10 protein-coding genes and 1 pseudogene are annotated in these 10655 nt (G+C 65.6%); 8 read left to right on the forward strand and 3 right to left on the reverse strand.

Annotated features, from left to right (window positions below; all coding sequences use genetic code 11):
* Together CK240_RS19320 and CK240_RS16610 are read right to left on the reverse strand one after the other, a co-directional pair.
* Positions 1–189 (reverse strand): transposase (locus CK240_RS19320; RefSeq protein WP_476704014.1); only part of this gene is annotated, 189 nt, incomplete at its 3' end.
* Between the two features lie 56 nt (positions 190–245).
* Positions 246–680: pseudogene (locus tag CK240_RS16610) on the reverse strand (transposase); the annotation flags it as partial.
* 305 nt (positions 681–985) lie between these two features.
* Between CK240_RS16610 and CK240_RS16615 the strand changes: the two are divergent.
* The 8 genes from CK240_RS16615 to CK240_RS16650 all read left to right on the forward strand — a co-directional run bounded on the left by CK240_RS16615 (position 986) and on the right by CK240_RS16650 (position 10198).
* Complete coding sequence (locus CK240_RS16615) at positions 986–2077, forward strand: DmpA family aminopeptidase (RefSeq protein ID WP_240517535.1); 1092 nt, start codon at positions 986–988, stop codon at positions 2075–2077.
* 99 nt (positions 2078–2176) lie between these two features.
* The gene (locus CK240_RS16620) at positions 2177–3052 is read left to right on the forward strand and encodes a MurR/RpiR family transcriptional regulator (protein ID WP_095641426.1); all 876 of its coding nucleotides are present in this window, start codon (positions 2177–2179) and stop codon (positions 3050–3052) included.
* A complete protein-coding gene (locus CK240_RS16625) occupies positions 3049–4920 on the forward strand; it encodes an ABC transporter ATP-binding protein (RefSeq protein ID WP_095641427.1) in 1872 nt (623 codons plus the stop codon). Before CK240_RS16620 ends, CK240_RS16625 begins: the two co-directional genes overlap by 4 nt.
* 27 nt (positions 4921–4947) lie before the next feature.
* On the forward strand, positions 4948–6474 hold the full coding sequence (locus tag CK240_RS16630) for a glutathione ABC transporter substrate-binding protein (protein WP_095641428.1): 1527 nt from the start codon (positions 4948–4950) through the stop codon (positions 6472–6474).
* Between the two features lie 106 nt (positions 6475–6580).
* The gene (gsiC, locus tag CK240_RS16635; protein WP_095641429.1) at positions 6581–7501 is read left to right on the forward strand and encodes a glutathione ABC transporter permease GsiC; all 921 of its coding nucleotides are present in this window, start codon (positions 6581–6583) and stop codon (positions 7499–7501) included.
* Positions 7498–8382 carry an ABC transporter permease subunit gene (locus CK240_RS16640; RefSeq protein ID WP_095641430.1) on the forward strand — a complete coding sequence of 295 codons (885 nt, stop codon included), beginning with the start codon at positions 7498–7500 and terminating at the stop codon, positions 8380–8382. Before gsiC ends, CK240_RS16640 begins: the two co-directional genes overlap by 4 nt.
* Positions 8383–8391: 9 nt before the next feature.
* Positions 8392–9210 (forward strand): M55 family metallopeptidase, encoded by an 819-nt coding sequence (locus tag CK240_RS16645; RefSeq protein WP_095641431.1) that lies wholly within the window; start codon positions 8392–8394, stop codon positions 9208–9210.
* A gap of 22 nt (positions 9211–9232) precedes the next feature.
* Positions 9233–10198, forward strand: coding sequence for an isoaspartyl peptidase/L-asparaginase family protein (locus tag CK240_RS16650; protein ID WP_095641432.1), 966 nt, complete (start codon positions 9233–9235; stop codon positions 10196–10198).
* 231 nt (positions 10199–10429) lie between these two features.
* Here CK240_RS16650 and CK240_RS16655 read toward each other — a convergent pair.
* Positions 10430–10655 (reverse strand): transposase (locus CK240_RS16655; RefSeq protein ID WP_167650093.1); only part of this gene is annotated, 226 nt, incomplete at its 5' end.

Consider the following 10655-nt stretch of genomic DNA (forward strand, 5'->3'; position numbering starts at 1 on the left):
GATCGTCGAGCGCGGCTCTCTCGGCCCGGTCTTGAGGTCCTCGACCGTCTGGCGCTTGCGCCATTTAGCAACGGTCTTCGGGTTGATCCCAAGATCCCGGCTCAACGTCGCGAGCGAAGCTTGCGATCGTTGTATTGCAGCTCTGACGGCGTGCGTGGTCGTGGCGCTTCCGTGACGAACCTGGCCCATAATGCTTCCTTCCATTCCTGAGAAAGGATCGCACCATCAAACCGTGGGATCAAACACCTACCGCCGGTCGAATGCTGCCGGGGCACCAGACCCAGCCAGGCGGCAAAGTCGCGTGCCTTGCGGAAGGTCTCGGGTGGCGGAGCCAGAACCGCAATGGCCGTGGCAATCAGCGACCCGATGCCCGGCACCGTCATCAGCCGCCGGGCGGCGTCATTCTCCTTGGCGCGACGGGCGATCTCCGCATCGAGCTTCCTGATCTCTGCCTCCAGATGCGTGAGCACCGCGATCAAAGCCTTCAGCGTGGGAATGGCACCGGCAGGCAGGTCACTTTCCAGGTCATCGACGATGGCCACGAGTTTTGATGCGTTGGCCGCTCCCTGCGGCACGATCTGACCGAACTCGGTCAGATGGCCACGTAATGCATTGATCGCTTGCGTGCGCTGCCGGATCAGCAGCTCGCGCACGCGAAAGACCATTGCCGCCCCGCAAAGATCATAAGACCGGTGAGGAGAAACGCAGTCGCAACTACCTTTGAGCCCAGGAGGGGCTAGAAGGGCCTGAAGGGCAAGGCACAGAAGCTGGTCATCGTCGCACTCCTTGGCTGGTTCATCACCCAAGAACGCAGCCCGAAAGACGGCATGTCTCGGCCGCACCCAGCCTGCACATGGACACAGTCGCAGTCATCCATCTTGTGGAATGACATTCTCCAATGGCTTTGCTCGTCAGGCACGCCGACAGCGGGTCAATGTCCCACATCTTGACCTTACGTCCCGGGTGAGATGATGGACGGACACCCGTGGGCCACCATGTCGCCCACGCTGATGCACAAGGAAACCCCATGTCCAGATCAAGAGAGTTCGGTATCGCGCCGGGTATCATGCCCGCGGGGCCGCGAAATGCCATCACCGACGTGACGGGCGTCAAGGTCGGGCATGTCACGCTGTCATCCAGGGATATCAACACGGGCGTGACAGCAATCATCCCTCAGCCGGGCGATCTTTTCGGCGACAAGCTGACCGCAGCCGTCGAGGTCATCAACGGCTTCGGAAAAAGCGCGGGCCTTGTTCAGGTCGCCGAACTGGGCACCCTGGAGACACCGATCCTGCTGACAAACACCTTCGGCGTCGGCACCTGCAGCAACGCCCTGATCCGCTGGGCCATTTCACAGCGCCCTGACATTGGGCGCGAGACATCGACCGTCAATCCGGTTGTCTGCGAATGCAACGATGGCGTGCTGTCGGACATCCAGGCCATGGCCGTGACCGAGCAGGATGCGATGCGTGCCATCGAGGCGGCAGGGCAAGATGTCGCGGAAGGGTCGGTCGGGGCGGGAACAGGCATGATCGCCTTCGGCTTCAAGGGCGGGATCGGCACCGCGTCGCGCCAAATCTTGCTGCAAGGGTCCGCGCATGTCCTGGGCGCGCTGGTGCTGGCCAATTTCGGCAAGGCCGGCGATCTGGTCCTGCCGGACGGGCGGCGGCCGGATCCGCGCATCATGGCCGAGGCCGAGAAGGGCTCCATCATCGTCGTTCTGGCCACGGACCTTCCCCTGGACCATCGCCAGCTTGCGCGTGTCTGCCGCCGGGCGGGGGCAGGGATTGCCCGGCTCGGGGCGTTCTACGGGAATGGAAGCGGCGACATCGTGCTTGGCTTCACGACCTGCAACCGGGTTCCGCACCATCCAAAGGCGGATGTCTGCCAGCTGGAGCGGATGGCGGACAGGCGGATGGACGACGCGTTCCGCGCGGCCTGCGAGGCGACCCAGGAAGCCATCCTGAACGCGATGTGTGCCGCCACCGCGGTTGAAGGCAGAAACGGCGCCACCCGGCCCCTTCTGTCGGACTGGCTTCGGGATGGTCAAAATACAGGCACATCCGAACCCCTCTGAAAAAAAATACGCGTGAGGCGGGATTTGTGAAAATAAAAGTTTCACAAAGCGCGATTTCCTCGGCTACTGTCGGGTGCGAGGGAAACAAGAAGTCGGCAGATGACGGACCTGAGACAGATCATCGAAGCGCATTGGGCGGACCTGACGCCCAATCAGCAGCGCGTCGGTGATTACGCCTTGTCCAATCCGTTTCTTGTGGCGACGATGGGCATCGAGGATCTGGCCGAAGCCACCTCGGTTTCGGCCGCGACGATCACGCGCTTCGTGCGCCAGTTGGGGCTGAGGAACTACGCCGAGTTCCGCGCCATCGCCGTCCGCCGCTATCAGGATCTGCTGCGTCCGATCGAAAATGTCAGCCGTGCCCAGGAAGCCTCCAGCGCCGAGGTGATCGGCTCGGCGCTCGCCTCGGCGCGCGCCAACCTCGAGGGGCTGGCGGATCTTCCCGTAGCCCGATGCGAGGCGCTGGCCGACCGCATGGTTGCCGCGACGCAGGTCGGCCTTCTCGGCTTTGGCAGCAGCGCCCGCTGCATGACCTACTTTCATGGCTTGGCCGAGCCGTTTCTGCGCAACCCGCTTCTTCTGGACGGCACCGGCGGGCACGAGCGGATGGCCCGGCTGATCGGCCGCATGGGGCCGCGCGATCTGCTGATCGCGATGACGCTGCCGCGCTATTCGGTTGCCACGGTTGAATTCGTCCGCGTGGCGCGGGGGTCGGGGGTGCCGTGCATCGGGATCACCGATGGCCCGCAGTCGCCGCTCTGCGCGCTTTGCGACGACACCATCCTGCTTCCTGCGGGCCATCCGGTTCTCAACAGCTCGGCCCTGTCCAGCTTTGCCTTCTTCGAGACCATCGCCGCCTTGCTGACGGCCCGTTACCAGAGCACGTCCGACGCGACCGCCATGACCCGTCTGATCTTTCCCTATCTCTACAAGGACGAGCCCTCGTCCCCTGCGAATCCCAAGGAACAGCAATGACAGCACAACCGGATGGGCTGGCTCCGACGATCAGCGTCGAGGGCCTTAATGTCGAGTTCCGCGGCGAGGCCGGCATCTTCCGGGCGGTCAAGGACCTGTCCTTCCAGATCCACGCGGGCGAGACGCTGGCCGTGGTGGGCGAGTCCGGCTCGGGCAAGTCGGTCAGCTCGCTTTCGGTCATGCGCCTTGTCGAATTCGGCGGGGGCAGGATCACCGGCGGCTCGGTGCGGCTGGTGGGCCGCGACGGAACGGCCCGCGACCTGACCCAGGTGTCCTTGCCGCAGATGGAGGCCATCCGCGGCAACGATGTGGCGATGATCTTCCAGGAGCCGATGACCTCGCTGAACCCGGTCTTCACCGTGGGCGAGCAGATCGCCGAAGCGGTGCGCCTGCACCAGGACTGCACGCCCGCCGAGGCCCGGGCCGAGGCGCTGCGGATGCTGGAAAAGGTCCGTATTCCCGACGCGTCAAGCATCCTCGACCGCCACCCGCACCAGTTGTCGGGGGGGATGCGGCAGCGGGTCATGATCGCGATGGCGCTGTCCTGCAAGCCGCGCCTTCTGATCGCGGACGAGCCGACGACGGCGCTGGACGTGACGATCCAGGCCCAGATCCTGCGCCTGATTCGCATCCTGCAGGACGAGATGGGGATGGCGGTCCTGTTCATCACCCACGACATGGGCGTGGTGGCCGAGGTGGCGGACCGCGTGCTGGTCATGCGCCATGGTGAGAAGGTCGAGGAGGGCACGGTCCACGACATCTTCGGGGCCCCGGCCCATCCCTATACCCGCGCGCTGCTGGCGGCGGTCCCCCGGCTTGGAGCCCTGAGCGGGCAGGATCTGCCGCGCCCCTTCCCGCTGCTGAAGGACGGCGGCGATTATCGCAGCGCCGGGGGGTTCCAGGACTATCCGGCCCAGGACACCGTCGCATCGGACGCGCCGGTGCTGCAGGTGCGCGACCTGGTCACGCGCTTTGACATCCGCAAGGGCCTGCTGTCGCGCGTATCCGGCCGGGTCCATGCGGTCGAGGGGGTGAACTTCGACCTGCGGCAGGGCGAGACGCTGGCGCTGGTGGGCGAGTCTGGCTGCGGCAAGTCCACGACCGGGCGCACGCTGATGATGCTGCAGGGGGCCACGTCAGGCCAGGTGCTTTACCAGGGCCGCGACATCTTCAAGCTGCCCCCGGGCGAGCGCAAGGCCGTCCGCCGCAAGATCCAGTATGTCTTCCAGGATCCGTTCGCCTCTCTCGACCCGCGCCTGACCGTGGGCTTTTCCATTGCCGAGCCCCTGCTGACGCATGGCTTGGCATCGGGGCGCGCGGTCGATGAGCGCGTGGCCGAGCTTCTGCGCGATGTTGGGCTGAAGCCCGAGCATGCGCACCGCTATCCCTACGAGTTCTCGGGCGGGCAGCGGCAAAGGGTGTGCATTGCGCGCGCCCTGGCGGGCGAGCCGGACGTGCTGATCACCGACGAGGCGGTCGCTGCGCTGGACGTGTCGATCCAGGCGCAGGTCATCAACCTGCTGATGGAACTGCAGCGCAAGCGCGGGCTGGCCTATGTCTTCATCAGCCACGACATGGCCGTGGTGGAGCGCGTCAGCCACCGCGTGGCCGTGATGTATCTTGGCCAGATCGTCGAGATCGGCCCCCGCCGGCAGGTCTTCGAGAACCCGCAGCACCCCTACACGCGGCGCCTGCTTTCGGCCGTGCCCGTCGCATCTCCCGCGGCGCGAAACCGCGAACGCCCCCTGATCGAGGGCGAGATACCCAGTCCCATGCGCCGCGTGGACGACCCGCCGCTTGTCGCGCCCCTGGCCCAAGTCGGCCCGCAGCATTTCGTGGCCCGCCACCCGGTCGGCGCATACGCCTGACACAAGACATACCAGAAGGAGAGGAAGATGACCCTGAAATCACTGATGATCTCGTCGGCGCTCAGCGCGATGCTGCTGGCGCCCGGGGCGGTTCTGGCGCGGGATCTGACCGTTGCGATCCAGAACAACCTGACCGGGCTGGACCCGACCAATGTCAACGACACGCTGTCGCAGACATCATTGCGGCTGGTCTATCAGGGGCTGTTCGGCTTCGACAAGGACATGAAGCTGATCCCGCTTCTGGCCGAAAGCTATGAAAGCAACAAGGAGGCGACCGAATTCACGATCAAGCTGCGCAGCGGCGTGACCTTCCACGACGGCACCCCCTTCAACGCCGAGGCGGTGAAGATCAACATCGACCGGCTTCGCAACCCCGACAACAACCTGTCGCGCCGCAGCCTGGTGTCGATGGTCAACGAGGTCCAGGTCGTGGACGACCTGACCGTGAAGCTGTTGCTCGACGCGCCCTTCGGCGCCATGATCGCGTCGCTCGCGCATCCGGGCGCCATGATGATCTCGCCCGCCGCGCTGGAAAAACATGGCAGCGAGATCGGGCGCAATCCGGTCGGCACCGGGGCCTTCACCTTCACCCGCTGGTCGGCCGACACCCTGGAGGTGGCGCGCAACGACAACTACTGGAAGGAACCTGCCAAGGTCGACAACATCATCATCCGCTCGGTTCCCGAATCCGGGGCGCGGATGGCGATGCTGCAGACGGGAGAGGCGCAGTTCGTGCCGAACTTCCCGCCCGAACTGATGAAGGTCGTGGAAGCCAACCCCAACCTGAAGGTCGAGACCTCGCCCTCGATCGTTGAGTGGTATGTCGCGCTGAACAACAATAAGGAGCCCTTCGGCAACAAGCTGGTCCGGCAGGCGCTGAACCACGCCGTCGACAAGGACGCCTTCTGCCAGGTCGTGTTCAGCGGGCTCTGCACGCCTGCGGATTCGATCATCCCGAAGGGACTGGCATTCCATGTCCCGGTCGGCGAATACGAATTCGACCTGGACCGCGCGCGCGAGCTTATGGCGGAAGCAGGATACGAAGACGGTTTTTCGACCGAAGTCTGGGCCAACTCGAACACGGAATCCCTGCGGGCGGTGCAGTTCCTCCAGCAGCAGCTGGCCCAGATCAATGTCGATGTGAACGTCGTCCCGCTGGAGGCAGGCGTTGCCGCGCAGCGCATCTGGTCGATCGAATCGCCCGAGGATGCCGAGGTGCAGATGTATTACGGCGGCTGGTCGTCCTCGACCGGGGACGCGGACTGGGGCATCCGCCCGCTGCTGTTGGGTGAAAACGTCCCGCCGTCGATGTTCAACGTCGCCTATTACGCGGACAAGGAACTGGACGCGGCGATCAACGGGGCGATCGGCACGGCCGATCCCTCCGAACGGGCCGCCTTTTACGAGACCGCACAGAAGCTGGCATGGGAAGGCGCGCCCTGGATCTTCCTGGGCGTGACCGACCTGATCGCGGCGCAGACCTCGGACGTGACCGGCGTCCACATGCTGGCCGACCGGGGCTTCCTGCTGGAAGACGCGGCCTTCACCGAATGATGCACCTGCGGGGGCGGCACCGCGCCGTCCCCGTCCTTCGACAAGCGCCGGCCGTCATTGCCCCTGGGCGCAGCGGCCGGGTCAGGCCGGCCGGGACAGGAACCTCATGCTATCCTTTCTGATCAAACGACTGTTGGGCACGATCCCTGTTGTCCTGATGGTGATGATCGCGGTTTTCGCCTTCGTCCACCTGCTGCCCGGAGATCCGGCCCGTCTGGTCGCGGGCCCCGAGGCCACCGCGCAGGACGTTGCCGCCGTTCGCACGGCCCTGGGCCTGGACCGGCCGCTGCCCCAGCAATTCCTGACCTATGTCGGCAACACGCTGCAGGGCGATTTCGGCACCTCGCTGCGCACCCGCCGCCCCGTCGTGGACGAGATCGGGATGCGGCTGATGCCGACGGTCTGGCTCACGTTGTTCGCGATGGTCTGGGCGGTGGCCCTTGGGCTGCTGATCGGCGTCGTTTCGGCGGTCCGGCGGGGCCGGTGGCAGGATTATGGCGGCATGATCCTGGCGGTGTCCGGCATCTCGTTCCCGCCCTTCTGGCTGGGGCTGCTGCTCATCAACCTGTTCTCGGTCCGGCTTGGCTGGCTGCCCACGGGGGGTTACGGCACCTGGCAGCATTTCCTGATGCCGTCCTTCACGCTGGGTCTTGGCGTCGCGGCAGTGATGGCGCGGTTCACCCGTTCCGCCTTCATCGAGATCGCGCGCGAGGATTACGTCCGCACCGCCCGCGCCAAGGGCGTGCCGGAACGCCGGGTGATCTGGCGCCATTCGCTGCGCAACGCCCTGATCCCCATCATCACGATGGTCGGGCTGCAGTTCGGCTTCCTTCTGGGCGGCTCGATCGTGATCGAGGCGGTTTTCGCCTGGCCGGGCGTGGGGCGTCTTCTGGTCGATTCGGTCAGCTACCGCGACTATCCCGTGATCCAGGCGCTGGTGCTGATGTTCTCGATCCAGTTCATCCTCATCAACCTTCTGGTCGATGTCCTTTATGTCCTTGCCAATCCGGAGATCCGTTACCAATGACCGATGCCAGCATGAGCATGGACGAGATCGGCAAGACGAGAAAACCCCTCGCCGAGTTCTGGAAACGCTTTCTGCGCCAGAAGGTCGCGCTGGTCGCGCTGGCCTTCCTGATCCTGCTGATCGGCGCCGCGATCCTGGCGCCCTGGATCGCGCCCTATGACCCAGCGGCACCGGACTACGTGAACGTCCTGCAGGGGCCAAGCGCCGCACATTGGGCGGGAACGGACACCTATGGCCGCGACATCTTCAGCCGCATCATCTGGGGGGCCCGGATCTCCCTGACAGTGGGCTTCCTGTCGGTCAGCCTGGGCGCGCTTGGCGGGGTCGGCCTTGGCATCGTCGCAGGCTATTACGGTGGCTGGACGGACAGCGCGGTGATGCGGCTTTGCGACCTGCTGCTGGCGTTCCCCGGCATCCTTCTGGCCATTGCCGTGATCGCGATCCTGGGGCCGGGGATCACCAACGTGATCTATGCCGTCGCCATCTTCTCGATCCCGGTCTTCGCGCGGCTGGCCCGGGGCACGACGCTTCAGTTGAAGCGCGCCGTTTATGTCGATGCGGCCCGCGCCGTGGGCGTCGGCGACGGCACCATCATGCTGCGCCACATCCTGCCCGGCACGCTGCCGAACGTGATCGTCTATTTCTCAATGCGCATCGGCACCTCGATCCTGACGGCGGCGGCCCTGTCCTTCATCGGACTGGGGGCGCAGCCGCCCTCGCCCGAATGGGGGGCCATGCTGGCCGACGGGCGCACCTACATGGGCGTCGCCGACCACCTGACGCTGTTTCCGGGCCTTGCCATCTTCCTGACGGTGCTGGGCTTCAACCTGCTGGGCGACGGCCTGCGCGACGCGCTGGACCCCAAGCTGCGCATGAACTGAGGGGCGGCGATGCGCGTCTATATCTCGGCCGATATCGAGGGCGTGGCCGGCGTCGTCTCTCCAGCGCAATGCCAGGCAGGCCATGCCGAGCATGAAAAGGCCCGCCTGTTGATGACACACGAGGTCAATGCCGTCATCGAAGGCCTGCTGGAAGGCGGCGCGACCGAAATCCTGGTCAACGACTCGCACGGGCCGATGACCAACCTGCTGCCCGACCTGCTGCATCCGGCCGCCGACGTGATCCTGGGCAAGCCCAAGCGCATGAACATGGCCTGCGGCCTGGCCGGCGGGTTCGATCTGTTCTGCATGATCGGCCATCACTCCCGTGCAGGCGGCGGGGGCGTTCTGTCCCACACCACCAACGGCTTCGCTTTCCACGAGGTGCGCGTGAACGGCGTCCCCTGTGGGGAACCGGCGATCTATGGCGCCTATGCCGCGGAACTCGGGGTGCCTGTCGGGCTGATCTCGGGCGACGACCGGACCGAGGCCGAGAACCGCCCGCTGTTTCCTGACGCCCAGTTCGCCGTCGTGAAGCACGCGATGGGAGAGCGGGCGGCCCGGCAGGTGTCGGTGACGCGCGCGCGCCAGCTTTTGCGGGAAAAAGCGCAGAAAGCCGCACACAACTCAGCCATCCTTGCGCCTGTCCCGCCGAAAGGCCCGTTCCGCGCGGAATTCACCGTCTCGCGGGCCGTGCTGGCCGACCAGTTCGCCGTCCTGCCGCCCGCCATCCGGATCGATCCGATGACGGTGGCCTTCGACTGCGCCACGATGGACGAGGTGATCGGCTGGATGACCGCGCTATCGGCAATGAGCTTCGCCGTTCGTTAACCCCTGTCCCACGAGGCCAACCTTGACGCGTTTCACCCCTGTCATTGCCCTGCACGGCGGCGCCGGCACCATCCTTCCCAGCAAGATCACCGCCGAGAAGGAAGCCGCGCTGCACGCCGCCCTCCACGCCTGCCTTCAGGCGGGGCTGACCCTGTTGCGGCAGGGCGCACCGGCGCTGGATGCCGTCACCGCGTCCGTGATGGCGCTTGAGGACGATCCGCTGTTCAACGCCGGTCGCGGCGCGGTCTTCACCTCGGACGGCACGCATGAAATGGATGCCGCCGTCATGGAGGGGACGACACGCGCGTGCGGCGCCATCGCGGGGATCTGCGGTCCCCGCCATCCCGTTCTGGCGGCCCGTGCGGTCATGGAGCAAAGCGGGCATGTCCTGCTTGCCGGCGAGGGTGCCGCCCGCTTCTGCGCCTCGGTGGGGTTGGAGATGATGCCGCCCGACTGGTTCGGCACCCCCGCCCGCCGCGAGGCGCTGGAAGCCGAGTTGGAGCGGCGGCGCCTGAACCTGCCCGACGATGGCGATCCGGCCCGCAAGCACGGCACGGTTGGCGCCGTGGCCTGTGACGTTCACGGGCACTTGGCTGCCGCCACCTCGACCGGCGGCATGACGGCAAAGCGTCCCGGCCGGGTGGGCGACAGCCCGGTGATCGGTGCCGGAACCTGGGCGGATGACGAAACGCTGGCCATGTCCGCCACCGGCCACGGCGAGTTCTTCATCCGCTGGGCCGCCGGCCACGAGATCGACGCCCGGATGCGGTGGGCGGGCCAGGACTTGGCGCGCGCCGCCGGCGATGTCGTGACGGAACTGGGCACGCGCGGCGGCTCGGGCGGGCTTGTCGCGGTGGATCGCCATGGCAACGTCGCTCTGCCGTTCAACAGCCCCGGGATGTATCGTGCCTGGTGCGACAAGAGCGGCGAAATCAGAACAGCGATCTTTCGGGCCGATGTCCACGGTTCCGACACGCTGCTAGAATAGCCGGGCCTGGAACGCGGTTTGCGAGACCCTTCACCGACAGGAAGACGGCGGGAATGATGATGCACGCTGTCGGGAAAGGGACTTTCCTGGGCGAGGGTCCAGCCGCTTTCTTCTTCTTGGATGACAGCGCCTTTGCAACCGCAACCAGTTCGCCATAATGTTCGGCGAGCGCTTCGACGCTTGAGTATCTGAAACCGCATGGACCGGGCTAGGGTCCAGACTCATTGAATTTCACAGCCAGAACAAGACGGTTGCGGCGAGCATGATCGCGGAGAAGAAGGTTTCCGGGCAGCGGTCGTATCGGGTGGCGACGCGCCGCCAATCCTTCAGACGGCCGAACATGATCTCGATGCGGTTGCGCCGTTTGTAGCGCCGCTTGTCGTATTTGACGGCCTTCCTGCGGGACTTTCGACCGGGGATGCAGACCTTTATCCCCTTGTCTTTCAACGCTTCTCTG

The sequence above is a fragment of the Paracoccus salipaludis genome, from assembly GCF_002287065.1.
Lineage (GTDB): Bacteria > Pseudomonadota > Alphaproteobacteria > Rhodobacterales > Rhodobacteraceae > Paracoccus > Paracoccus salipaludis.

What these genes read in the sequence shown, in the direction of transcription:
- gsiC (WP_095641429.1), top strand. Translation starts at nt 6,581, where the DNA reads ATGCTATCCTTTCTGATCAAACGACTGTTGGGCACGATCCCTGTTGTC.
- CK240_RS16640 (WP_095641430.1), top strand. Translation starts at nt 7,498, where the DNA reads ATGACCGATGCCAGCATGAGCATGGACGAGATCGGCAAGACGAGAAAA.
- CK240_RS16645 (WP_095641431.1), top strand. Translation starts at nt 8,392, where the DNA reads ATGCGCGTCTATATCTCGGCCGATATCGAGGGCGTGGCCGGCGTCGTC.
- CK240_RS16630 (WP_095641428.1), top strand. Translation starts at nt 4,948, where the DNA reads ATGACCCTGAAATCACTGATGATCTCGTCGGCGCTCAGCGCGATGCTG.
- CK240_RS16620 (WP_095641426.1), top strand. Translation starts at nt 2,177, where the DNA reads ATGACGGACCTGAGACAGATCATCGAAGCGCATTGGGCGGACCTGACG.
- CK240_RS16625 (WP_095641427.1), top strand. Translation starts at nt 3,049, where the DNA reads ATGACAGCACAACCGGATGGGCTGGCTCCGACGATCAGCGTCGAGGGC.